This window comes from Streptomyces sp. NPDC088116 (genome assembly GCF_044741745.1).
In the GTDB taxonomy this organism is placed as follows: Bacteria; Actinomycetota; Actinomycetes; order Streptomycetales; family Streptomycetaceae; genus Streptomyces.
In genome coordinates, this window is the sequence record NZ_JBIUTF010000001.1 from 140,250 (window position 1) to 163,798 (window position 23,549).

Here is a 23,549-nt window from a genome sequence, read left to right on the forward strand (position 1 = left end):
ATTAGCGCAGCCGCTGACTGATGACCTTGGACACGCCGTCGCCCTGCATGGAGACCCCGTACAGCGCGTCCGCGACCTCCATCGTCCGTTTCTGATGCGTGATCACGATGAGCTGGGAGCTCTCCTGGAGTTCCTGCATGATGCGGATCAGCCGCTGGAGATTGGTGTCGTCCAGCGCCGCCTCGACCTCGTCCATCACATAGAACGGGCTCGGCCTGGCCTTGAAGATCGACACCAGCAGCGCCACGGCGGTCAGGGAGCGTTCGCCGCCCGAGAGCAGCGACAGCCGCTTGACCTTCTTGCCCGGGGGCCTGGCCTCGACATCCACTCCGGTGGTCAGCATGTGCTCGGGGTCGGTGAGGATCAGCCGCCCCTCACCGCCCGGGAAGAGGCGTGAGAAGACCCCCTCGAACTGCTCGGCCGTGTCCCGGAACGCCTCGGTGAAGACCTGCTCGACCCGCTCGTCGACCTCCTTCACCACCACGAGCAGATCGGCCCGGGTCTTCTTCAGGTCCTCGAGCTGTTCGGAGAGGAATTTGTGCCGTTCCTCCAGCGCCGCGAACTCCTCGAGGGCGAGCGGATTCACCTTCCCGAGCTGCTGATACGCCCGTTCGGCCGCCCTGAGCCGCTTCTCCTGCTCCGCCCGTACGTAGGGCACCGGACGGTGGCTCGGGTGCTCCGGGTCGTCCGGCAACTGCTCCCCGTCGGCGGGCGGGGACGGTGGTACGAGCTGGTCGGGGCCGTAGTCGGCGATCAGCCCGGCCGGCTCCACGCCCAGTTCCTCCAGGGCCTTGGCCTCCAACTGCTCGATCCGCAGCCGCTTCTCCGCGCCGAGCACCTCGCCCCGGTGGACGGAGTCGGTGAGCTTGTCCAGTTCCCCCTTGATGTCACGGCCCTGGTTCCGCTCGGCGACCAGTTCCCGCTCCCGTTCCCCCTTGGCCGCCTCGGCCGAGACGCGCTCGGCCTCGGCCCGTACGACCGATACCTCCACATGCGCCAGCAGTTGCCGGGCACCGGCCGCGACGGCGCCGGCGACCTGGGCCTCGTGGCGCAGGCGCGCCCGCCGCTGCTCCGCGCGCGCCCGCGCTTCGCGCTCGGCGCGCGCCGCTCGGTCGAGTGAGTCGGCCCGGCCCGCGAGCCCCTTCACCCGCTCCTCGTGGGTACGGACCTGGAGCCGCGCCTCCATCTCGGTCTGCCGGGCGTTGGCGCCGTCGGCGGCGAGCCGGTCCCGTACGGAGGTGTCCGGCTCCTCCTCCACCGGCGCCTCCTGCGCGACCAGCAGCCGCTCCGCGAGCTCCTCCGCCTCGGCGGTGGCGCGCTCCAGCGCCTCCTGGGCCCGCGCGGCGGCCGTGCTCGTCCGCTCGGCCTCGCCCTCGGCTCCACGTGCCTGGCCGGAGAGCCGCCCCAACTGCCCGGAGACGGCGGACTTCTCCCGGTCGGCGGCCCGGCGCCGCTCCCCCGACTCCTCTACGAGCGCGGCGCACTCGGCCCGCCGCTCGGTGGCGCGACGCTGCCCCTCGTCCAGTTCCTCGCACCGTACGGCCAGCTCCGCCAGTTCGGCGGCGGCCTCGTCGACAGATGCCTGAACCTCCAGCAGACTCGGTGCCCCGGCGGACCCTCCCTGCGCGAAGTACGCCCCGAGCACATCGCCCTCGGCGGTCACGGCGGTGAGCGAGGGCCGTGCGGCGACCAGGGCCTCGGCGTCCTCCAGCGTGCCGACCACGACGATGTCCCGCACCAGGTGCCGTACGGCCGTCAGCAGCGCGGCGGGCCCGCGCACGAGATCGCCGGCGTACGGCGGGTTGTGCGTGTCGACGGCGGTACCGACCGCCGCGCCGTCGCCGCCCGTGGCGATCTGCGCGGACAGCACGCCGGAGGCGCCGACAGGACCGATGGGATACGGCGCTGATCCCGCGTCCCGGCCCGCCACCGCACGGCCGCCGTGCGGCCCGTCGGTGCCCTGGCCCGGGACGCCCCCGGTGGGGCACGGGCCGGGCGCGCCCCGCGACTCGTCGCCTGCCCGGTCGGCGAGGACACCGGCCGTACCTGACTCGCCCCGGCCGGACGCCGAGCCGTCCCCGGAACCCGTCGCCCCCACGCCCCGTACCCCGTCGGTGCCTTGGCCGGGCACGACGCCCTCCCGGCCGTCCGGCGTCCCGACCGGCCCGGCATCCGCGCCCGCCCCCAGGAGCAGCGCCGCCCGGCCCGCGTCCTGTCGGCGCAGGAGGCGGATCGCCTCCGCCGCCGCCGTCGGCCCGTCGACCGCGATCGCGTCGGCGGCCGCGCCCAGCGCCGCCGCCACGGGGATCTCGTGACCGGGGGTGACGGTGAGCAGTTCGGCGGCCGGGCCGAGGAGGCCCGAGAGGCGGTCGCGGGCTTCGAGCAGGGCGCCCGTGCCGTCCTTGCGGCGCAGGCCGAGCGCGAGCGTCTCGTGACGGGCGGCGAGGGCCGCGCGTTCGCGTTCCGCCGTGGTGGCGGCGTCCCTGGCCGCCGACAGGGACGCCTCCGCGTCCGAGAGTCCGCGCCGGGCCGTCTCGTACCGCTCGGCCAGTTCGTGGTCCTCGGCGTCCAGGCCGTCCACCTCGGCCTTGAGCTGTTCGTACTCCTCCCGCGCGGCGGCCGCGCGCTCCCCGGCCTCGTCGCGGGCGGCGGCGAGGCGGCCGATCTCCGCCTGGGCGGAAGCGGCCCGGCTCCGGGCCGCGTTGACCTGGCCGTGCAGCCGGGCGAGCCCCTCGCGGCGGTCGGCGATCGCGCGGGCGGCGTCCTTGAGACGGCGTTCCTCGGCGGCCAGTTCGCGCTCCAGTTCGGCGCGGTGCGCGACGGTGTCCTCGCGGGCGTGCTCGGCCGCCTCCAGCGCGGCCTCCAGCTCCGCCTCCTGCTCGCGGATGCGGGCGGCCTCCCGCTCCATGTCCTCGGGGTCGCGGCCCCTGCGCTCCTCCGTGGGGGCCTCGGTGGCACTCTTCACCCGCGCGTCTGCCAGCGAGACCGTGCCGCGTACCCGCTCGGCCAGCTGCGACAGCTCGTACCAGGTCTGCTGGGCCCGCTGGAGCCGGGGCGCCAGCCGGCGTACCTCGTCCTCCAGCTCCGCCTCCCGTGCCAGCGCCGCCTTGAGCCGGTTCTCCGCGGCCTCCTTGCGCTGCTTGAGTTCGGCTTCGTCGGCGATCTCCGTACGGAGTGCCTCGCGCAGCCGCACCAGGTCGTCGGCGAGCAGCCGCAGCCGCGCGTCCCGCAGGTCGGCCTGGATGACGGCGGCCCTGCGGGCGACCGCGGCCTGCCGTCCGAGCGGCTTGAGCTGGCGGCGCAGTTCGTCGGTGAGGTCCTGGACGCGGGCGAGGTTCGCGCGCATCGCGTCCAGTTTCCGCAGCGCCTTCTCTTTCCGCTTGCGGTGCTTCAGGACTCCGGCGGCCTCCTCGATGAACGCCCGGCGACCCATCGGATCGGCGTGCAGTACGGAGTCGAGCTGGCCCTGTCCGACGATCACATGCATCTCACGGCCGATACCGGAGTCGGAGAGCAGCTCCTGAATATCGAGAAGACGGCAGGTATCGCCGTTGAGCTGGTATTCGCTGCCGCCGTTGCGGAACATGATCCGCGTAATGGTGACTTCCGCGTAGTCGATCGGCAACGCACCGTCGGAGTTGTCGATGGTGAGGGAGACTTCCGCGCGGCCGAGCGCCGGCCGCCCGGTCGTCCCGGCGAAGATCACGTCTTCCATCTTGCCGCCGCGCAGTGATTTGGCGCCCTGCTCTCCCATGACCCAGGTGAGCGCGTCCACCACATTGGACTTACCGGAACCGTTCGGGCCCACGACGCAGGTGATACCGGGCTCGAAGCGCAGCGTCGTGGCGGAGGCGAAGGATTTGAAACCGCGCAGGGTCATGGCCTTGAGGTGCACGCCGTCGGACTCTACCGGGCCACGATCGTCCACCGTCGGTTTCACCACTGAACGCGCAGGGCACATCAGACGTTAAGAAAGCCCGTCGGCGCCAACAATGCTTCGTACAGCGGAAGTTCATACAACGGAAGACGGAAAGAAAGAAGGGACGCCGAAGCGTCCCTTGCATATCTTGCGAGAGTGTCTCTCACCTGACCCCGAACGGGGTTGTCGTCAGGTGAGCGCGGGCTCCGCCTGGGGTACATCAATGTCGATGCCGTCGAGCAACGAATCTCCGGGGTGCTGTGCGACGGCAGCGTTCAGCGAGTCGTTCTCGGACTGGATCCGTACAAGCTCGGATTCAAGATCCTGGACGCGCTGCTGAAGCCGTCGCATCTCGGCGAGGAGTCGCGGGTCGGAGCCGCCGACATAACCGAGAAGCGCCTTTGCCATGATGGATGGTCCTCCACAAATGAGTGACCGACCGAATGCGGTTGGGTCGTGAGGGAAATCGCACCCGCGGTGCCTGGCAGCGCTTGTTCATCACTGCTGTTCCTACTGCGGTTCTTACTGCCAAACAGCTAAGGTGCGCGGGGATTCCAGAGTCTCACCAAAAAGTTTGACGGTCAACACGATCACAGCCGGGGCCGACGGGCAGCCCGGGGGCACAGGGCCGCGAAGGCGCGGCGCCGGCTCTCTCTCGGGGCCCTGGGGGCGTGGAGATCATCGTTAGTCCGGCAGCCTGGCACGACTGGCCGTTCTTGGCAACCACCAGGTCATCGCTGACCTGCGCATGTGCCACGGGCACTCCTCCTGTCCCGCGGGCCCCGCACAGGGGGCACGTGTCACCGGATCGCGAAGCTCTCGTAGCCGCCGCGCGGGGTGTCCCAGATCTCAGTGACTCCGTCTACGCGCCCGGGTGTGTCGGAGGACCGCAGCCACTCCAGCAGGCGGTGGCAATTCTCACGTGGCCCCTCGGCGACCACCTGAACCCTGCCGTCGTCCAGATTGAGGGCGAATCCGGTGAGGCCGCCGATCTCCAGAGCGTTCGCCCTGGTGAACCAGCGGAAGCCCACTCCCTGTACTCGGCCGCGCACCCAGGCGGTAAGTCGTGCGTCGTCGTTCATGCCCGCAAACTAACCGGCCAATTGCCCGCTGTCCCGGGCGCCCCCACACCTCATGCCGTACAGTCCGATCGCATTGAGGTTCACCCGAACGGGTGAGTCACCTTGCCGTCGAGCGCATGAGGAAGGCACAGCAGATGGGACGCCACCGACGCTCCGCCGCCGTACCACCCGCTGATCATTCCGCGGACGGTACGGCAGGCGCGCACCCCGAAGGCGTGCGCCGTAAGAGACGAATAGCCAAGCCTGTACGTACGGGACTGCTCGGCGCGTCCGCGGCCATGGCCGTGGGAGCCGTGGCCGTCGCCTCGGGGCTGCTGCCCGGTGGCGGCCAGTACACGCTCGGCGACAGCGGCAACGGCGGGCCCGTCCGCGCCGACTCCGCGCCCGAGCTCCACACACAGGGCGGCGCCTCCGCCGACTCGTCACGCGAGACCTCCGAGAGCCCCAGCCGCGGCTCCGAGAGGGCGAAGGGGCCGACGAAGTCGGCGTCGGCCACGCCGACGAAGCCGTCCGCCACTCCTTCGAAGGAATCGAAGGAGCCGACGAAGTCGAAGTCCGCCGCCGCCCCGGCGAAGACGCGGGAGACCGACAAGAGTTCGGCGCCCTCCACGCCCACCAAGACCCCGGTGCCCACGAAGACGGAGTCGACGCCCTCGACCGCGGCGCCCACCGCCGACGACAGCACCAGCCCGATGGAGGCCGAGGTGCTCTCGCTGGTCAATCAGGAGCGGGACAAGGTGGGCTGCAGCCCCCTGCGCGCCGACGCCTCCCTGGGCAAGCTGGCGCGGGACTTCAGCGACGACATGGCAGCGCGCGGCTTCTTCAGCCACACCGACCCGGACGGCAACACCCCCTGGGACCGGGCCGACAAGGCGGGCGTCAAGGGTCTCGGCGGCGAGAACATCGCCCGCGGCCAGGCCACCGCGCAGGCGGTGATGGACTCCTGGATGAACAGTGAGGGCCACCGCGCGAACATCCTGAACTGCGACTACACGCGGCTCGGCGTCGGTGTCCACACCGGTTCCGGCGGCCCGTGGTGGACGCAGGACTTCGGCTTCTGAGCCGCTGCTAACTTCTCGAAAGCGCCATCCATCGGGTGGCGCTTTCCGGTTGTAAGGTGTCGATGTGGACGGTCTTCCTCCTGCCGACGGCACCTCTCGCGACGGCACCTCTCCCGATGACGGTCTCGCCTTCGACGTCTTCTCCCGGCGGTGCCCCTCGCGTTCCACGCTGGAGCATGTGACGGGCCGCTGGGGCAGCCTGACGCTCGGCGCCCTGTACGAGAGCGGCTGCCGCTTCAACGAACTGCGGCGACGCGTCGACGGCGTGAGCGAGAAGATGCTCTCCCAGACCCTGCACGCGCTGGAACGGGACGGTCTGGTGCACCGCCACGCGCATCCGGTCAATCCGCCGCGCGTCGACTACGAACTGACCGCGCTGGGACGGGATGTCTCGGGACGGCTGTTCGGTCTCATCCAGCTGGTGGAGGGACGGATGCCCGAGGTGCTGCGGGCTCGGGAGCGTTACGACTCGTCGCGGACCGGCGGAACCGCGCCCGGCGACGGAACGGCACCGGCCGAAGAGGCTGCACGGGCCGAAGAGGCGGCACCGGGCGAGGAGACGGCGCGCGACGACGTCACGACACGCGGCGGCCGCTGACAGCGCGGACAGAAGTAGCTGGAGCGATTCATCCAGGGCCGCCGCCGCATGGGCGTGCCACACCGGCGGCACGGCTCGTCCTCGCGTCCGTACGCGTCCAGCGACCGGTCGAAGTACCCCGATTCGCCGTTCACATTGACGTACAGGCTGTCGAAACTGGTGCCGCCGACGGCGAGCGCCTCGTTCATCACGTCCCGTACGTGGCCGAGCAGTTCGACGGAGCGCGGCCGGGTGAGCGCCGCGGTGGGGCGCTCGTAGTGAAGTTTGCCGCGCCAGAGCGCCTCGTCCGCGTAGATGTTGCCGACGCCGCTGATGAGGGACTGGTCGAGCAGTGCGCGCTTGACCGTCGTACGGCGCAGCCGCAGCGCGGTGTGGAAGGCGTCGTCGTCGAAGTCCGGGTCGAGCGGGTCGCGGGCGATGTGCGCGATGACGTCCGGCAGTCCGTCGGGGGAGTTGTCGTGGACGGAGAGCCCGCCGAAGGTGCGCTGGTCGACGAAGCGCAGCTCGGTGCCCAGGTCGTCGGCGAAGCGGATCCTGATCCGCAGATGCTTCTCGTCGGGAGCGGTCTCGGGCTGGACGAGGAGCTGGCCGCTCATCCCGAGGTGGCCGAGGACCGAGGCGTCCGTGTCGGCGAGAGTGAGCCAGAGGTATTTGCCGCGCCGGCGGGCCGTACCGATGGTGTGCCCCTGAAGGCGGGCCGCGAAGTCGGCGCCGCCGGCGGTGTGCCGCCGTACCGCGCGCGGATGCAGTACCTCGGTCCCGGCGACCGTACGGCCGCTGACCCAGCGTTCGAGTCCACGCCGGACTACTTCGACCTCGGGCAGCTCGGGCACAGGGACTCCTCGGAAGGGACGAGGTTCTGTCCGACCGCACAGAACCCGGGGCAGGGGCGGGCCGGCGCGGGCGCCGGAACGGTGAACGCCCCTCGGGTCGTCGTACGACGACCCGAGGGGCGCACCAGGAAGGAGAGCACGGACCGTCAGGCGTTGGCCGGGTCCGCGGGTGCCTGCTCCGGCGGGGTCGAAGGGGTGTCGGCGGCCCCTTCGGCGTCGGCGTCGACGTCTTGTTCAACGTCGGCGTCGGCGGCGGTCTTCCCCGCCGCTGCCCGTTCGTCCGCGGCGGCCTGGATGGACCGCCAGGCGGACTCCGCGGCCTGCTGCTCCGCTTCCTTCTTGCTGCGGCCGGTGCCGGTGCCGTACGAGACACCACCGACGCGGGCGGCAGCAGTGAAGGTCTTCTCGTGGTCCGGGCCTGTCTCCGAGACGAGATACTCGGGTACTCCGAGACTCTCCGCCGCGGTCAGCTCCTGGAGACTGGTCTTCCAGTCCAGGCCGGCCCCGAGATTCGAGGACTTCTCGATGAGCGGGTCGAAGAGCCGGTGCACCAGCTCGGACGCCACTTCGAGGCCCTGGTCGATATAGACGGCGCCGATCACCGCTTCGAGGGTGTCGGCGAGAATGGACGCCTTGTCCCGGCCACCCGTGCCCTCTTCGCCCCGGCCGAGCCGGATGAAGGAGCCGAGTTCGAGGCCGCGGCCCACTTCCGCCAGCGCACGTGAGTTGACCACCGCGGCCCGCAATTTGGCCAGTTGGCCTTCAGGCAGATCGGGGTGGGTGCGGTACAGCGTGTCCGTGACCACCAGGCCGAGCACCGAATCCCCGAGGAATTCGAGCCGCTCGTTGGTGGGCAGACCGCCGTTCTCGTACGCGAACGAACGGTGGGTCAGTGCACGCACCAGAAGGGCGGTCTCGAGCTGATACCCGAGCCGCCCTTCCAGAAGCGTGTGGGACGAGGCTGTACTGACATTGTCTGTCTGCTTCTTGGCAGGGGACAGTTCAGACATCGAGCCTCTCACCAGCCGCTCAGACCTCGAGGACCTGGCGCTTGTTATAGGTGCCGCAGCTCGGGCACGCGATGTGCTGCAGCTTCGGCTCCTGGCAACGCTCGCACGAAACCAGGGTGGGGACCGCAGCCTTCCACTGCGACCGGCGGTGGCGCGTGTTGCTGCGCGACATCTTCCGCTTCGGAACAGCCACGGCTACTTCTCCTGCTTCTCGTCGACGCCCGCTTCGGCGCCGCCCATGTTGTCCTTCTCGCCGTCCTTGACGGTCTCGGCGAGTCCCTGCAGCGCCGCCCAACGGATGTCGACGGCGTCATGGTGGTGGTCCGGGTTCTCGTCCAGCCTGATCCCGCATTCGGAACACAGGCCGGCACAGGTCTCCCGGCACACCGGCTGCATCGGCAGTGCGAGCACCACCGCATCACGCAGCACTGGTTCGAGGTCGAACAGTCCGTCCTCGATGAAGAGCCTGTCCTCGTCGTCCTCGGCGTCGTCGTCGGGCTCCGCACGGGTGCGGCCCCGGTCATCGGCGTCGTGGTACGAGAACATCTCCTGGAAGTCCGCTGCCACCTCTTGGCGCAGCGGCTCCAGACACCTTACGCACTCCCCCTCGGCCGACGCACGGGCGGTGCCCGTGACGAGCACCCCTTCCATGACCGATTCGAGTCGGAGGTTCAGCTCCACGGGCGCCCCCTCGGGCGCTCCGATGACGCCCGCGATACCGAGGTCCTTGGGCGCGGGCACCGAGCGGGTCAGCTTCTGGAGCGCACCAGGACGCCGCCCCAGCTCGTGTGTGTCGAACACGAGGGGGTTGCGATGGTCGAGGCGCGCGTTCAGGGTTTTTCCCGCTTTCGGATCGTGGGGGTGGGCCGCCACCGTCGCGGAAGCGAAGCGGGCAGCCGGAGCCGCGGACATACACGCGGCCGAAGAGCCAGGGTACTGGACCAGCCGCCGTAGGCCCAATCCGGTTGCCGGTCGACAGCCGTACAGGGCCCCCGGAGGCTTCGGGAGGCCCTCAGCGTCCCTGCTCGTACCTGCGCAGCTGGTCGAGGTCGATCATGCTGGTGTCGAAGAGGCTGGTCTCGTCGAGCGCGCCCTGCTGCCCGGAGCCCGGCGGCAGTGCCTGCTGCTGGGGCTGGGCCTCGGGCTGCTGCCAGCCGTAGTTCGGGTCGTACGCGCCCTGGCCCTGCGCCTGCCCCTGGTCGTAGCCCTGCTGCTGGTACGTGTACGGGTCCTGCTGGTAGCCGTACGAGGAGTCCTGTTGCTGATAGCCCGCGTAGCCGGGCTCGGTGTATGCGGGGTCCTGGTAGCCGGCGCCCGCCGCGGCTCCCGGATAACCGGCGGCGACCTCCTCAAAGCCGGTGCCGGTCTGCGCGTAGCCGGGGTCGTTCTGCGCGTAGGCGGGATCGGCGTACGGCTGCCGGCCGGGCATGGCCGGGGGCAGCGGGGGCGCTGCCGGGACGGGGGGCTGCTGCTGTGCCGGGACCTGGGGCTGGGCGAGGCCTCGGGGGGTGTCCGCGAGGCCGGCCAGATAGTCCGCGTCGCTGGTGCGCCCCTGCGGGCCCGCCGCGTCCTGGGCCGCCATGTGCGCCCCGAGGTCGTCCGAGTCGGTACGGCCGTGGAGCTTCTGCCGGCCGCGTCCGACCGCTTCGAGCGTCTTGGACAGCACGGCCTCGAAGGCGCCGATCTTGGCGTCCACGTATTCGTCGGCCCGCTGGATCAGGGTGCCGGGGTCGGCGCTGTACTCGGGGGCGTCGTCGTCCTCGGAGCTGCCGTATCCCGCCCCGTCGCCGCCGGGAGAGCGGCCGAGCAGCTTCTCGCGGCCGCGGTCGACGGAGCCGATGGTCTTGGTGAGGACGACCTCGAAGTTGGCGAGCTTCGAGTCGACGTAGTCGTCCGCCTCCGCGCGGACCTCCTCGGCCTCCCTGCGGGCCTCGGCGAGGATACGGTCGGCCTCCTCCTGGGACTGGCGGGCGACCTCGGTGTCGGCGAGGAGCGTGGAGCGCTGGGCGTGTGCCGCCTCGATGATGCGGGCGGCCTCCTGGCGGGCCTGCTCGGCGAGCTGCTCACGGCCGCCGATCAGCTCCTGGGCCTGCGCCAGCGAGCCAGGGAGCGCGTCCCGTACCTCTTCGAGCATCGCGAGCAGCTCGGCGCGGTTCACCACGCACGACGCCGACATGGGCATGGAGCGGGCGTTCCCCACCGTGTCGACGATCTCGTCGAGCTTCTTCTGCACGTCCACCGGGTGCTCGCCACTCTCTCAGCTGGTTTGGAGACGGACGCAACGACTGTACGGCCAGGAGGAGCCCCTCCGACACCGACTGACGGACCGTCAGTTCCTCATCGCTCGCCGAGCCGCTCCGTCAGTGCCGCGTGGACGGCCGGGGGCAGCAGGTGGGAGACGTCTCCGCCCCAGGTCGCGACCTCCTTGACCAGGGAGGAGGAGAGGAAGCTGTAGGTGGGGTTGGTGGGGACGAACAGGGTCTCGACTCCCGAGAGCCCGTTGTTCATCTGGGCCATCTGGAGTTCGTAGTCGAAGTCGCTGACGGCGCGCAGGCCCTTGACGATGGCCGGGATGTCGCGCTGCTTGCAGAAGTCGACGAGCAGGCCGTGGAACGCCTCGACCTCGACGTTGCCGAATTCGGCGGTGACCTCTCGGATCAGGGCCATCCGCTCGTCGACCGTGAACAGTCCCGTTTTCGACTGGTTGATCATGACTGCCACATGTACGACGTCGTACAGCTTGGAGGCGCGGGCAATGATGTCGAGATGTCCATTGGTGATGGGGTCGAAGGACCCCGGACAGACGGCGCGGCGCAACTGAATTCCCTCGCTCTCCGGTCCGGTCATCGTGCGTCTTCACACATAGAGGCGGCGCGACCGTACCAAAGCGTTCCCTCGCCGTAGCGACGGGACCGAAGTGCGTCGAACCCCGCGGGCCAGCCGAATTCTCCGCCCCTCGTGCTGCGTTCCACCGTGGCGAGCGCAGCGCCGCCGATCCAGCCTTTGGCCCGGAGTGTGAGCAGGATCTCCCGAAGATCGTCGTCGGTGACGGCGTACGGCGGATCGAGGAAAATCAGGTCGTACGGGGCGGCCGGGGGCGGCCCCTGGACGACCTGTTCGGCCTTGCCGGTGCGGACCTCGGCGCCGGGCAGGCCGAGCGCCGTCACGTTCTCGCGGACGGTACGGGCGGCGCGGGCGTCGGCCTCGACGAGCAGGGCGTGCGCTGCGCCGCGCGAGAGGGCCTCCAGGCCGACGGCGCCGGAGCCCGCGTACAGGTCGGCGATCCGGATGCCTTCGAGGGTGCCGAGAAGCGATTCCCAGCTGGAGAAGAGGCCCTCGCGCGCGCGGTCGGACGTGGGGCGGGTGCCGTTGCCGGGCGGGACGGCGAGGCGGCGTCCGCCGGCCGCACCGGCGATCACGCGGGTCATGGGTGTCGGTCCTCGGTTCGTGGGTGGGGCGACGCGTACTCCCCCACGATATGGCGTACGCCCCGGGACCCGGCCGGTGCGCGAGCCCCCGTCCCGCCTCTCGCCCCTCACCCCTTGTCGAGGTACTGCTCCCGTTCCGTGTCCAGGAGCGCGTCCAGCGCCGTCAGGAGCTCCGGGTAGCCCGCCAGCTCCGGGTCCCCGGCGACCACCGTGACGGCCTCCTCGCGGGCGGCGGCGATGACCTCCTCGTCCTCGATGACCGCCAGCATCCGCAGTGAGGAGCGCACTCCGGACTGCGCCTGGCCGAGGACATCGCCCTCACGGCGCTGTTCGAGGTCGATACGGGACAGCTCGAAGCCGTCGAGCGTGGCGGCGACCGCGCCGAGCCGGGCCCTGGCGGGGCTCGCCTCCGGCATGTCGGTCACCAGCAGACAGAGACCGGGGGCCGAGCCGCGGCCCACCCGGCCGCGCAGCTGGTGCAGCTGGGAGACGCCGAACCGGTCCGCGTCCATGATCACCATCGCTGTGGCGTTCGGGACGTTCACCCCGACCTCGATGACCGTGGTCGCGACGAGGACGTCCACCTCGCCGGCCGCGAAGCGGCGCATCGTGGCGTCCTTGTCGTCGGGCTGCACCCGCCCGTGCAGGACCTCGATCCGCAGACCGGCCAGCGGCCCCTTGGTGAGCTGCTCGGCGACCTCCAGGACCGCGAGCGGCGGCCGCTTCTCCGCGTCGTCCTCCGGGGCCGCCTTCGCCTTCTTCCTGGCCTTCTCGTCCTCGTCGTCACCGATGCGCGGGCAGACGACGTACGCCTGGTGCCCCTTGCCGACCTCCTCGCGCACCCGCTCCCAGGCACGCGCGAGGAAGTGCGGCTTGTCCTGGGCCGGGACCACATGGCTGGCGATGGGCGAGCGCCCGGCGGGGAGCTGGTCCAGGACGGAGGTCTCCAGATCGCCGAAGACGGTCATCGCGACCGTACGGGGAATGGGCGTGGCCGTCATGACCAGCAGATGCGGGGGCTGTTTGCCCTTGGAGCGGAGCGCGTCGCGCTGCTCCACCCCGAAGCGGTGCTGCTCGTCCACGACGACCAGACCGAGGTCGTGGAACCGCACCTTGTCCTCGATCAGGGCGTGCGTACCGATCACGATCCCGGCCTCGCCGGTGACCAGGTCGAGCAGCGCCTGGCGCCGGGCCGCCGCGCCCATGGAGCCGGTGAGCAGCACGACCTTCGTGGCGCCTTCGGCGCCGCCGAGCATCCCGCCCTGGGCCAGCTCGCCCATCATCTCCGTGATGGAACGGTGGTGCTGCTGGGCGAGGACCTCGGTGGGCGCCAGCATGGCCGCCTGCCCGCCCGCGTCGACGACGTTGAGCATCGCCCGCAGCGCGACCAGGGTCTTGCCCGAGCCGACCTCGCCCTGGAGCAGCCGGTGCATGGGGTGTTCGGTGGCGAGGTCCGCGAAGATCTCGGCGGTGACCTTGAGCTGGCCGTCGGTGAGGGTGAACGGCAGCTTGGCGTCGAACGCGTCGAGCACACCGCCCGCCACGGGCCGGCGCGCCACGGCGGGGAGTTGGGCGTCCGCGTACCGCCGCCGGGCGAGCGCGACCTGGAGCACGAACGCCTCGTCCCACTTCAGCCGCTGCCTGGCGTCCTCGATGTCGGCCTTGGTCTCGGGCCGGTGGACCTTGAGCAGCGCCTCCGGCAGCGACGCGAATCCGCGTCCCTCGCGCAGCGCTTGAGGCAGCGGATCGACGGCTTCGACGGCCCGGGGCAGGACCGCGTCGAGCGCTTTGGTGATCTTCCAGGACTCCAGTCCTTTGCACGCCGGGTAGATCGGGATCAGCTTCCCCGCGAACCCGTCGACGGCGTCCGTCGCGTCGTCGTCCTCCGCCGCCTCCCCGGTGGACCGGCCCAGCGGCACATATGTGGGGTGCGCGAGCTGGAGCTTGCGGTTGAAGACGGACACCTTGCCCGCGAACATCCCCCGGCTGCCCGGCGGCAGCTCCTTGTGCGGCTTGTGGATACCCCGGCCGAAGAAGACCAGTTGGAGCCGTCCCGTGCCGTCGGTGAGGGTGATCTCCAGACGCTGGCCCCGGCCGTGGTTGAAGGTGTGCACCCGGGAGTCGGCGACCTGGGCGACCACGGTGACGTCCTCGTCCAGCGGCAGATCGGAGAGCGTGGTCAACTGACCGCGCTCCTCGTACCGCCGTGGGTAGTGGTGCAGCAGATCGCCGACCGTGTGCAGGTCGAGGTGTTCGGCCATCACCTTCGCGGTGGCGGGGCCGAGCGTCTTCTTGAGAGGTTCATCCAGCGCGGACACGCGATCTATTGCACACCACGGCACCGACAGTCGTCGCGCACCCTGAGATCTCCGCAGGTCAGAGCCGTGCCATGGGAAGCGGTCGGCCGCTTCACTCCACCCCGACGAGCAGCGGCACGGACTGCCGGCCGCCCCGGTAGACCACGGTGTCGACGGCCAGATACCCGTCGCGTACGTACCGCTCCAGGCGGTCGGCGAGGGTCTCCGGCAGGTCCTCGCCGAGCACGAGGGTGACCAGTTCGCCGCCGGCCGCGAGCATCCGGGAGAGGACCGCTTCGGCGGTCGCGGCGAGATCGGCGCCGATCACTGCGACGTCTCCGTCGATCAGTCCCAGGACGTCCCCGGCCTGGCAGATCCCCACCGAGGTCCACGACTGCCGCTCGGCGAAGGCCAGTTCGGCGTAGCGCGTGGCTCCGGCCGCGCTGGTCATCGCGACGACGTCCTCGTCGAAGTGGCGCTCCGGCTGGTGGACGGCGAGCGCCGCGATGCCCTGGACGGCGGCCCGGGTCGGGATGAGGGCGACCCGTACCCCTTCGGTACGGGCCTGTTCGGCCGCCGCCGCCGCGGTGTGCCGCAGGGCCGCGTCGTTCGGCAGCAGCACCACCTCGCGCGCGTGGGCGCGCCGGATCGCCTCGACCAGCTCTCCGCTGGCGGGCGGCTCCCCGGGGCGCGCGAGGACGGTCGTCGCGCCGGCCTCGGCGCACAGTCCCGCGAGCCCTTCGCCGGGGACGACCGCGACGACGGCCCTCTGGGCCTGCTCCTTCGGCGGCTCGGCCGCGGCGTCGAAGTGGCTGATCCGGATGCGGTACGGGCGCCCCGCCTCGACCCCGGCCTCCACGGCGGCGCCCGCGTCGTCGACGTGTACGTGGACGTTCCACAGCCCGTCGCCGCCGACGACGACCAGGGAGTCGCCGAGGCCGTCGAGCCGCTCCCGGAGCCGTGCCACGGCGCGGTCGTCCGCCTCCAGGAGGTAGATCACCTCGAAGGCGGGCCCGTCGCCGGTGGCACGGGGCTCGCTCGCCGCGGGCGCCTCGTACCGCCGGTGGCTCATCGGGAAGACGGCCGGCGCCTCGCCCGTGAGGGTGTGCGCCAGCGCGCCCAGGACGGCCAGCAGGCCCCGTCCGCCCGCGTCCACGACGCCCGCGCGCCCGAGCACGGCCAGTTGGCCCGGGGTGGCGTCGAGCGCGGCGCACGCGCCCGCGTACGCCGCCCGCACGGCCGCCACGTCCCCCGCCGGTCCGCCGTCCCGCGCCGTACGGTCCACGGCGCCGGCCGCGTCCGCCGCCGCGCCCGCCACACTGAGGATCGTGCCCTCGACGGGATGCGCGACGGCCTCGCGGGCCAGCTCGGCGGCCCTGCGCAGCGCGTGGGCCAGCCGGTTCCCGTCCTCGTCCGCAGCCGGGGCCGCCAGCACCTCCGCCATCCCCCGCAGCAGCTGCGCCAGGATCGTCCCCGAATTCCCCCTGGCCCCGATCAGCGCGCCGTGCGCCATGGCCCGTACGGCATCGGCCGGAGCGGGCACGGAGGCACCGGTCTCGTGCGCGGCGAAGACCGCCTCGACCGCCCCGGCGGCCGACTCCACGGTCAGATACAGATTGGTGCCGGTGTCACCGTCCGCGATCGGATAGACGTTGATCGCGTCGATCTCCTCGCGCTCCCGGCCGAGGGCCTCCAGCGCCAGCGAGCACCAGCTCCGCACCGCTGCGGCGTCGAGGATCTGCGGCACCTGCGGGGTCCTCCTTGGGCGGCTGAGCTGTGATGCGAGAAGGGTATAGTTTTCTCGTACCGAGGCAGTCGTTGTATGCTGCTGCGGTTGCCCGATGAAAGTCGGGCCAATCCCCGGCAACGCGACATCAGGAACTGATCAGCCACGCCGGTTTCTCTGTACGAGCATCTGAAGTCTTTGGAGTGACCCGTGGCTGCCAACTGCGACGTCTGCGGCAAGGGGCCGGGCTTCGGCAACAACATTTCGCACTCGCACCGCCGTACGTCCCGTCGCTGGAACCCGAACATCCAGCGCGTGCGTGCCGTGGTCGGTCGGACGCCGAAGCGGCTCAACGTCTGCACATCGTGCATCAAGGCCGGCAAGGTCTCGCGCTGACGCCTGCGTCGTAGCGCAGCCCCTGCGGTTGCCTTGAGAAGCCGGTCCACCTCGGTGGACCGGCTTTTTGCCGTGCCCTGGGCCGCTCCCCTCGCCGGGGCGGCCTCGCCGGGTCAGCGAAGGCGCCACCCGTGGTCCACCGGACCGATGCCCGCACCCAGCGGGAAACCGTTCAGGATCGCGCCCGTCACATAGTCCTTGGCGGCCAGCACGGCTTCCACCACACCCTGCCCGCCGCCCAGCCCAGCGGCGATCGCCGACGCGAGGGTGCAGCCCGTGCCGTGCGTATGCCGGTTGTCGTGACGCGGCGCCCGCAGCCAGTGTTCCTCGTCACCGTCCGTCAGCAGATCCACGGCGTCTCCCGGCAGATGCCCGCCCTTGATCAGCACCCAGCGGGGTCCGAAGGCGAGCACCGCGTCCGCCGCCCGCCGCAGCTCCGCCTCGTCCTCCACCCGTACGCCGGTGAGCTGGGCCACCTCGTCCAGGTTGGGGGTGGCGACGGTCGCGGTGGGCAGCAGCAGTTCCCGCACGCCGTCCAGGGCCGACGCGGCCAGCAGTGGATCACCGTGCTTGGAGACCCCGACCGGGTCGACGACCACGGGGGCGTCGGTCTCGGCGAGCAGTTCGGCGACGGTCCCGACCAGTTCGGCGGAGGAGAGCATTCCGGTCTTCACGGCCTGAACGCCGATGTCGTCGACAACACTGCGGTACTGCGCCCGTACGGCCTCCGCGGGCAGCTCCCAGGCGCCCTGGACACCCAGGGAGTTCTGCGCCGTGACCGCCGTGAGCACGCTCATGCCGTGCACACCGAACGCCAGCATGGTCTTCAGATCGGCCTGAATGCCCGCACCGCCGCCGGAATCCGATCCGGCGACGGTGAGGACACGGGGAGGTACGCGCGGTGGGGAAACATGTTCGGATATCGGCATGGAACCGAATCTACCGGGCGTGAACGGACCTGGATCCGCCGGGCGCGCACGCCCGCGCCGTTGAACGACCGCAGCGGCGACGGGCCGCGGTCATGAACGGCCGTGGCCCTGCTCACGACTGCCAACGACCGTGACGCGTACGGCCGTCCCGCTCACAGGGCGTCCTCGATGTCCCCGAAGTGGTCCCAGCCGCCCTTCATGGTCCACGGCGCCCCGTCGACCGTCACCTGAGGCAGCGCCGAGGGGTTGAGGACCTCACCGATCACCTTCCAGCGGGCCGGCAGCTTCACGTCCGGCGGGAACGTGGCGACGATCGCGTGGTCCTCTCCGCCGGTCAGCACCCACTGGATCGGATCGATACCGACCGCCTGCCCGATGTCGTTCATCTGCGTGGGGATGTCGATCAGACCGGAGCGCAGATCGATACGGACCTTGCTGGCCTCCGCGATGTGCCCGAGGTCGGCGACGAGTCCGTCGCTGATGTCGGTCATGGCCGTGGCGCCGAGGCCGGCCGCCGCCGGACCCGCGTGGTACGGCGGCTCCGGCCTGCGGTGTGCCTCGACGAAGGCGCGGGGCGACCGGAAGCCCCGCGAGAGCACCGCGTGCCCGGCCGCCGACCAGCCCAACCAGCCGGTGTAGGCGATGACATCGCCCGGCTGCGCGCCGGACCGGGTCACCGGTTCATGGTTGCGCAGATCGCCGAGTGCCGTGATCGCGATGGTGATGGTGTCACCGCGCACGACATCCCCTCCGACCACGGCCGCGCCAGCGACCTGGCACTCGTCACGGATGCCGTCCATCAGCTCGGTCGGCCAGGTGACCGGGAGTTCGGCCGGTACGACCAGGCCGAGCAGCAGCGCGGTGGGTACCGCGCCCATCGCCGCGATGTCGGCCAGATTCTGCGCGGCCGCCTTACGGCCGACGTCGTACGCCGTCGACCAGTCACGGCGGAAGTGCCGTCCCTCCAGCAGCAGGTCCGTACTCGCCACGACCCGTCGGTCCGGCGCGGCCACGACCGCGGCGTCGTCGCCCGGCCCGAGCCGCACCGCCGGGGTGGTGGTGAGCCGGGAAGTGAGCTCCCTGATGAGCCCGAACTCCCCCAACTCCCCCACGGTTCCCTTCACCGAGTCTCCCTTCCCTTCGCCGGGCCGCGCTTGCGGTCGCGGACCGTCACTGCCGTAGGTACCGTCATGGCACACGTCGACTTCTGTCTTCTGTACACCGCACCGCGAGCGCCACCGGACGCGCAGGTCTCCCCGTGGCGCGTGGCGACGCGATACCGTGGCGTCTCTTCTCCCCACATGATCCTCGTGGCCGCCCTGGAGGTTCCGTGGTACAGGCGTACATCCTTATTCAGACCGAGGTGGGAAAGGCGACGACCGTCGCCGAGACCATCGCCAAGATTCCGGGAGTGATCCAGGCCGAGGACGTCACAGGCCCTTACGACGTGATCGTGCGTGCCCAGGCCGACACGGTCGATGAACTGGGACGCATGGTCGTCGCCAAAGTCCAGCAAGTGGAAGGCATCACCCGCACCCTGACCTGCCCGGTCGTACATCTCTAGGGCTGTCCGCGGATGCCTGGTGGCGTCACGATCCGTCCGTATGTGACGGGCGACGTCACGGGGCCGGGGTACGCACCTCACCGCGTTGTCGTCACTCATCATGGCGCCCTGCCTCGATTCTCCGCCTCGCGGTGCGCGTACCCCGGCCCGTTCGCTCTGCCGCCCGCCGCGTGCGGGCGGATCCGGGCCTCCGTCTACGCTTGGCCGGTGACCATTTCCCGCCACCTGCCGTCCCGTCGCAGGCTATCCGGCCGTACGCTCCTGTGGCTGCCCGCGGTTGCCCTGCTGGCAGCGGTAACGGGCTGTTCCTCGTCCGGCGCGAAGGCGTCGGCCACTGTTCCCAGCCCGACCACCGAGGAGGCCGCGCTCTGCCGCGCGCTCCACAAGGAACTGCCGAAGACCGTCGCGGACCTCGACAGGAACGATCCCGAACCGCGTTCCGAACTGACCGCCGGGTGGGGGGACGCCGCGATCGTACTGCGCTGCGGTGTCCCCCGGCCCGAGAAGATGAGCGACGCCCAGTCGGACGCAGTGCAGGCCGACGGCGTCAACTGGATGCTGGAGGAACGGGACTCCGGCCCGCGCTTCACCACCACGTACCGCAAGACTTACGTGGAGGTCACGCTGAGTTCGCGGTTCAACCACGACTCCACTCCGCTCGCGGATCTGGCCGTACCGGTCAAGAAGACGGTCCCGTCCAGCCTGTAGCACGGCGGTCGGCGGCACGCACCGTACGCGGAGCGACAGGCCCTAACGCAGACCGGTCGAACGGCGCAGCGCCGCCTGGATCAGCAGATCCACCAGCTCCGCGTAACCGACGCCCGTCTCCTGCCACATCCGCGGGTACATGGAGATCGGGGTGAAGCCCGGCATCGTGTTGATCTCGTTGATGACGAACTCACCGTCCTCCGTGAGGAAGAAGTCCGCGCGGACCAGTCCCTCGCAGGACGTCGCCTCGAACGCCTCGACCGCGAGCCGCCGTACCTCCGCCGTCTGTTCGTCGGTGAGCGGCGCGGGCACCAGTCCGGCGGCCGAGTCGATGTACTTGGCCTCGAAGTCGTAGAAGTCGTGCGAGGTGACGGGCGGGATCTCGGCCGGGAGGCTGGCCCGCGGGCCGTCCTCGAACTCCAGCACCCCGCACTCGATCTCGCGACCGCGCAGCAGTGACTCCACCAGGATCTTGGGGTCGTGGCGCTGCGCCTCGGCGACCGCCTCGTCGAGTCCCGAGAGGTCGTCGACCTTGGTGATGCCCATGGAGGAGCCCGCTCGGGCGGGCTTCACGAAGAGCGGCCAGCCGTGCTCGGCAGCGAAGTCCACGATCTTCTTGCGGGCGGCGGCGCCCTTGCCCGCGGCGCCGTCGTCGGAGATCTGCTCCCATTCGCGGGGCCTGATCACCAGATACGGGCCGACGGGCAGCCCGAAGGAGGTGAACACCCGCTTCATGTACTCCTTGTCCTGCCCGACGGCCGAGGCGAGGACGCCCGCACCGACGTACGGGACACCGGCGAGCTCCAGCAGACCCTGGAGGGTGCCGTCCTCCCCGTACGGGCCGTGCAGTACGGGGAAGACGACATCGACCTCGCCCAGCGCCTTGGGCACGGAGCCCGGCTCGCTGTAGACGACCTCGCGGCTGCCCGGATCCACGGAGAGGACGACAGCGCCGTCGGTGGACTCGGCGATCTGCTCGACGCTCGGCAGGGTCCGGTCGGCGATGGCCATCCGGTCCGGATCGTCGGCGGTGAGCGCCCAGCGGCCGTCGGTGGTGATGCCGATGGGCAGGACGTCGTACTTCGTACGGTCGATGGACCGCAGTACGGCACCCGCCGTGACCACCGAAATGGCGTGCTCGGAGCTCCGGCCGCCGAAGACGACGGCCACGCGTGGCTTGCGGAGCTGCTGCTCAGGGCTCTGGGAGGAGTTCTCGCTGCTCATATCGCGATGAGCGTACCTGTTGGTAGCCGCCGAGTCAGCGGCGCTCGGGCTTGGCGCTGCGTGACATCAGTTCCTTCAGCGCGACGAGCGGCGGCTTCCCGTTGTGGACGATGTCCACGACCGTTTCCGTGATGGGCATGTCGACGGCGTGGCGGCGGGCCAGATCCAGCACGGACTCACAGGACTTGACGCCTTCGGCGGTCTGCTTGGTGACCGCGATGGTCTCCTGGAGGGTCATCCCGCGGCCGAGGTTGGTGCCGAAGGTGTGGTTGCGGGAGAGCGGCGAGGAACAGGTCGCGATCAGGTCGCCCATGCCGGCGAGGCCGGAGAAGGTGTGCGGGTCGGCGCCCATGGCCAGTCCGAGCCGGGTGGTCTCGGCGAGTCCGCGGGTCATCAGGGAGGCCTTGGTGTTGTCGCCGAGGCCCATGCCGTCGGCGATACCGACGGCGAGCCCGATCACGTTCTTGACCGCTCCGCCGAGTTCGCAGCCGACGACGTCGGTGTTGGTGTACGGGCGGAAGTACGGGGTGTGGCAGGCGGACTGGAGCCGCTGGGCGACCGATTCGTCGCGGCAGGCGACGACGGCCGCGGCCGGCATCCGGCTCGCGATCTCCTTGGCGAGGTTGGGTCCGGTGACCACGGCGACGCGGTCGGGCGTCACCTTGGCGACCTCCTCGATCACCTCGCTCATCCGCTTGGCGGTGCCGAGTTCGACGCCCTTCATCAGCGAGACGAGCACGGTGTCGGCGGGCAGTACGGGCGCCCACTCCGCGAGGTTGCCGCGCAGCGTCTGCGAGGGCACCGTGAGTACGGTGAACTCGGCGCCGCGCGCGGCCTCCTCCGGGTCGGTCGTGGCCCGTACGCCGACGGGCAGTTCGAAGCCCGGCAGGTAGTCGGGGTTGGTACGGGTGGTGTTGATGGAGTCGGTGATCTCCGGGCGGCGGCCCCAGATCGTCACCTCGCACCCCGCGTCGGCGAGGACCATGGCGAACGCCGTCCCCCACGAACCCGCTCCGAAGACGGCGACCCGCGTCACTTCGACCCCTCTTCCGCGGCTTTGCGCCGCTGTTCCGCCCTGGCCTGACGATGGTCGTACAGGGCCGTGGGCACCGGCTCTCCCCGCAGCTCGGAGAGCAGCTCCGTGATGGCGGCCATGATGACCTCGGTCGCCTCGCGCAGCAATTCCGGGTTCATCTCCTGGTCGTAGAACCGCGACAGGTCCACGGCCGGCCCGCACAGGATGTGGTGCGTCTTGCGCGGGAAGAGGTCGAGTCGCTTGGCGTACGGCGGCAGTACGTGGTTGGCGCCCCACTGCGCGACCGGAATCACCGGGCACTTGGTCTGGAGGGCGACCCGGGCGACACCGGTCTTCGCGGTCATGGGCCACAGGCCGGGGTCGCGGGTGAGGGTGCCCTCGGGATAGAAGGCCACGCACTCGCCGCGCTCGACGGCGTCGATGGCCGCCCGGAAGGCGCTCAGCGCGTCGCTGGTCTCGCGGTAGACGGGAATCTGACCGGTGCCGCGCATGACGGACCCGATGAATCCCTTGGTGAATAGGCCGTGCTTGGCGAGGAAGCGCGGAACGCGGCCGGTGTTGTACTGGAAGTGGGCGTAGGCGAACGGGTCGATGTGCGAATTGTGGTTCACCGCGGTGATGAATCCGCCGGCGGCCGGAATGTACTCGCCTCCCCGCCAGTCCCGCTTGAGCAGAACGATCAGCGGCGGTTTGGCGATGACTGCAGCCAGGCGGTACCAGAAGCCGATTCTGCGGCGGGACACTCGGACACCTTCCTCTTCCTCGCCTGGGCTCGCTGCCCGGCTGCCGGGGCCCAAGTCTCGCCCCGGGCCCCCGCTCTGTCGAGAACACCGTACGCCTCGCGTGCGGGGCCGGCCCTGCGGGCAGGGACGGTGCCGGGCCACAATAGAGGGCCGATACACATGGACGGAGAGTTCGCCACGGACACCGACCCGATCATTTGCTGGTCCTTGGTCATCCCGCTCAAACCACTCCGGCTCGCGAAGAGCAGGCTCGCCGGAGCCGCGGATGACGTGCTGCGTCCGCGACTGGCCCTCGCGTTCGCCCAGGACACCGTCGCGGCGGCGCTGGCCTGCCATGTCGTGCGGGATGTGGTCGTCGTCACGGACGATCCGACGGCGACGGTGGAACTCACCGCACTGGGGGCGCGTGTCGTGCCGGACGCTCCGGCGGGCGGCCTCAACGCCGCGCTGGCGCACGGCGCGCGGGCCGTCAGGGCGGTACGGCCACGGGCTTCCGTTGCCGTTCTCAACGCGGATCTTCCGGCGCTGCGTCCCGGTGAGCTGGCCGATGTTCTGAAGGCCGCTGATCCTTTTCCGCGTGCTTTTCTCGCCGACGCCGCCGGAATCGGTACGACATTGCTGACAGCCGCGCCGGGTACGGAATTGAATCCGGCTTTCGGCGGTCCGTCCAGGCGCCGGCATTTGTCCTCGGGAGCGGTAGAAATCGCGCTGACCGGGGTGGATTCCGTACGGCAGGACGTCGATACCGGCGACGATCTACGGGTGGCGGCGGCGCTGGGACTGGGAACGCACACGGCTCTGCGGTACGCGGGAGACGGAGATCTCCGGGCCTCTCGGCCGGGCTCCTGAGCGGGGATTGCGCGGCCATTGCTCCGGGCGTGGAGCGGGCATCGCTCCGGGCCCGGAGCGGGGCATTGAGCGGGGCCCCAAGCGGGATTTCGGCCGGGCCGGGGCGGGGCTTTCGGCCGGGCTCCGAGCGGGCATTGAGCAGGCTC

Annotated in this window: 22 protein-coding genes and 1 pseudogene; 6 read left to right on the top strand and 17 right to left on the bottom strand. The window is 70.7% G+C overall.

What is annotated here, in order from left to right; all coding sequences use genetic code 11:
- Window position 1 precedes the first annotated feature (1 nt).
- The 3 genes from ACIOJD_RS00605 to ACIOJD_RS00615 form a co-directional block, all read right to left on the bottom strand.
- A complete protein-coding gene (locus tag ACIOJD_RS00605) occupies window positions 2–3,895 on the bottom strand; it encodes an AAA family ATPase (RefSeq protein WP_401907480.1) in 3,894 nt (1,297 codons plus the stop codon).
- Between the two features lie 213 nt (window positions 3,896–4,108).
- Complete coding sequence (locus ACIOJD_RS00610) at window positions 4,109–4,327, bottom strand: hypothetical protein (RefSeq protein ID WP_401888707.1); 219 nt, start codon at window positions 4,325–4,327, stop codon at window positions 4,109–4,111.
- Between the two features lie 392 nt (window positions 4,328–4,719).
- The gene (locus ACIOJD_RS00615; RefSeq protein ID WP_401888704.1) at window positions 4,720–5,001 is read right to left on the bottom strand and encodes an acylphosphatase; all 282 of its coding nucleotides are present in this window, start codon (window positions 4,999–5,001) and stop codon (window positions 4,720–4,722) included.
- A gap of 134 nt (window positions 5,002–5,135) precedes the next feature.
- Here ACIOJD_RS00615 and ACIOJD_RS00620 point away from each other — a divergent pair, with 134 nt between their 5' ends.
- Both ACIOJD_RS00620 and ACIOJD_RS00625 read left to right on the top strand, forming a co-directional pair.
- Window positions 5,136–6,062 (top strand): CAP domain-containing protein, encoded by a 927-nt coding sequence (locus ACIOJD_RS00620; protein WP_401907482.1) that lies wholly within the window; start codon window positions 5,136–5,138, stop codon window positions 6,060–6,062.
- Between the two features lie 64 nt (window positions 6,063–6,126).
- Window positions 6,127–6,546 (top strand): annotated as a pseudogene (locus ACIOJD_RS00625) (winged helix-turn-helix transcriptional regulator); the annotation flags it as partial.
- On the opposite strand, the gene mutM reads toward ACIOJD_RS00625, so the two are convergent.
- The 9 genes from mutM to ACIOJD_RS00670 all read right to left on the bottom strand — a co-directional run bounded on the left by mutM (window position 6,525) and on the right by ACIOJD_RS00670 (window position 15,975).
- Entirely contained in the window at window positions 6,525–7,493 is a 969-nt protein-coding gene (gene mutM / locus ACIOJD_RS00630) for a bifunctional DNA-formamidopyrimidine glycosylase/DNA-(apurinic or apyrimidinic site) lyase (protein WP_401907484.1), read from the bottom strand. The pseudogene ACIOJD_RS00625 and the gene mutM overlap by 22 nt on opposite strands.
- A gap of 146 nt (window positions 7,494–7,639) precedes the next feature.
- Window positions 7,640–8,503 (bottom strand): ribonuclease III, encoded by an 864-nt coding sequence (gene rnc / locus ACIOJD_RS00635; protein WP_401907486.1) that lies wholly within the window; start codon window positions 8,501–8,503, stop codon window positions 7,640–7,642.
- A gap of 19 nt (window positions 8,504–8,522) precedes the next feature.
- The gene (gene rpmF / locus ACIOJD_RS00640; RefSeq protein ID WP_003965982.1) at window positions 8,523–8,696 is read right to left on the bottom strand and encodes a 50S ribosomal protein L32; all 174 of its coding nucleotides are present in this window, start codon (window positions 8,694–8,696) and stop codon (window positions 8,523–8,525) included.
- Between the two features lie 2 nt (window positions 8,697–8,698).
- The gene (locus ACIOJD_RS00645) at window positions 8,699–9,337 is read right to left on the bottom strand and encodes a YceD family protein (protein ID WP_401908824.1); all 639 of its coding nucleotides are present in this window, start codon (window positions 9,335–9,337) and stop codon (window positions 8,699–8,701) included.
- A 178-nt stretch (window positions 9,338–9,515) separates the two neighbouring features.
- Window positions 9,516–10,742 (bottom strand): ATP synthase F0 subunit B, encoded by a 1,227-nt coding sequence (locus tag ACIOJD_RS00650; RefSeq protein WP_401907488.1) that lies wholly within the window; start codon window positions 10,740–10,742, stop codon window positions 9,516–9,518.
- A gap of 98 nt (window positions 10,743–10,840) precedes the next feature.
- Complete coding sequence (coaD, locus tag ACIOJD_RS00655; RefSeq protein WP_401908827.1) at window positions 10,841–11,320, bottom strand: pantetheine-phosphate adenylyltransferase; 480 nt, start codon at window positions 11,318–11,320, stop codon at window positions 10,841–10,843.
- 26 nt (window positions 11,321–11,346) lie between these two features.
- A complete protein-coding gene (gene rsmD / locus ACIOJD_RS00660; protein ID WP_401907489.1) occupies window positions 11,347–11,931 on the bottom strand; it encodes a 16S rRNA (guanine(966)-N(2))-methyltransferase RsmD in 585 nt (194 codons plus the stop codon).
- A gap of 107 nt (window positions 11,932–12,038) precedes the next feature.
- Window positions 12,039–14,258 (bottom strand): ATP-dependent DNA helicase RecG, encoded by a 2,220-nt coding sequence (gene recG / locus ACIOJD_RS00665; protein ID WP_401908829.1) that lies wholly within the window; start codon window positions 14,256–14,258, stop codon window positions 12,039–12,041.
- Window positions 14,259–14,340: 82 nt separating this feature from the next.
- Window positions 14,341–15,975 carry a DAK2 domain-containing protein gene (locus tag ACIOJD_RS00670; RefSeq protein ID WP_401907491.1) on the bottom strand — a complete coding sequence of 545 codons (1,635 nt, stop codon included), beginning with the start codon at window positions 15,973–15,975 and terminating at the stop codon, window positions 14,341–14,343.
- 189 nt (window positions 15,976–16,164) lie between these two features.
- Here ACIOJD_RS00670 and rpmB point away from each other — a divergent pair, with 189 nt between their 5' ends.
- Window positions 16,165–16,350 carry a 50S ribosomal protein L28 gene (gene rpmB, locus ACIOJD_RS00675; RefSeq protein ID WP_003957616.1) on the top strand — a complete coding sequence of 62 codons (186 nt, stop codon included), beginning with the start codon at window positions 16,165–16,167 and terminating at the stop codon, window positions 16,348–16,350.
- A gap of 113 nt (window positions 16,351–16,463) precedes the next feature.
- Here the strand turns inward: rpmB and thiD are convergent, their stop codons facing one another.
- Window positions 16,464–17,279 (bottom strand): bifunctional hydroxymethylpyrimidine kinase/phosphomethylpyrimidine kinase, encoded by an 816-nt coding sequence (thiD, locus tag ACIOJD_RS00680; RefSeq protein ID WP_401907493.1) that lies wholly within the window; start codon window positions 17,277–17,279, stop codon window positions 16,464–16,466.
- Between the two features lie 152 nt (window positions 17,280–17,431).
- A complete protein-coding gene (locus ACIOJD_RS00685; RefSeq protein WP_401907495.1) occupies window positions 17,432–18,403 on the bottom strand; it encodes a thiamine-phosphate kinase in 972 nt (323 codons plus the stop codon).
- Window positions 18,404–18,609: 206 nt separating this feature from the next.
- Between ACIOJD_RS00685 and ACIOJD_RS00690 the strand changes: the two genes are divergently transcribed.
- Window positions 18,610–18,843 carry an Lrp/AsnC ligand binding domain-containing protein gene (locus ACIOJD_RS00690; protein ID WP_329823058.1) on the top strand — a complete coding sequence of 78 codons (234 nt, stop codon included), beginning with the start codon at window positions 18,610–18,612 and terminating at the stop codon, window positions 18,841–18,843.
- Between the two features lie 213 nt (window positions 18,844–19,056).
- Window positions 19,057–19,551, top strand: a complete 495-nt coding sequence (locus tag ACIOJD_RS00695) for a DUF3515 domain-containing protein (protein ID WP_401908831.1) — start codon at window positions 19,057–19,059, stop codon at window positions 19,549–19,551.
- A 42-nt stretch (window positions 19,552–19,593) separates the two neighbouring features.
- Here the strand turns inward: ACIOJD_RS00695 and ACIOJD_RS00700 are convergent, their stop codons facing one another.
- From ACIOJD_RS00700 to ACIOJD_RS00710, 3 genes are read right to left on the bottom strand one after another with little or no spacing between them, the layout of a single operon-like run.
- Entirely contained in the window at window positions 19,594–20,775 is a 1,182-nt protein-coding gene (locus tag ACIOJD_RS00700; RefSeq protein ID WP_401907497.1) for a D-alanine--D-alanine ligase family protein, read from the bottom strand.
- Window positions 20,776–20,809: 34 nt separating this feature from the next.
- Complete coding sequence (locus ACIOJD_RS00705; protein WP_401907499.1) at window positions 20,810–21,811, bottom strand: NAD(P)H-dependent glycerol-3-phosphate dehydrogenase; 1,002 nt, start codon at window positions 21,809–21,811, stop codon at window positions 20,810–20,812.
- A complete protein-coding gene (locus tag ACIOJD_RS00710) occupies window positions 21,808–22,554 on the bottom strand; it encodes a lysophospholipid acyltransferase family protein (RefSeq protein ID WP_401907500.1) in 747 nt (248 codons plus the stop codon). The genes ACIOJD_RS00705 and ACIOJD_RS00710 overlap by 4 nt, the downstream gene beginning before the upstream one ends.
- 159 nt (window positions 22,555–22,713) lie before the next feature.
- Here ACIOJD_RS00710 and cofC point away from each other — a divergent pair, with 159 nt between their 5' ends.
- Window positions 22,714–23,403 carry a 2-phospho-L-lactate guanylyltransferase gene (gene cofC, locus ACIOJD_RS00715; RefSeq protein WP_401907501.1) on the top strand — a complete coding sequence of 230 codons (690 nt, stop codon included), beginning with the start codon at window positions 22,714–22,716 and terminating at the stop codon, window positions 23,401–23,403.
- Window positions 23,404–23,549: the final 146 nt, after the last annotated feature.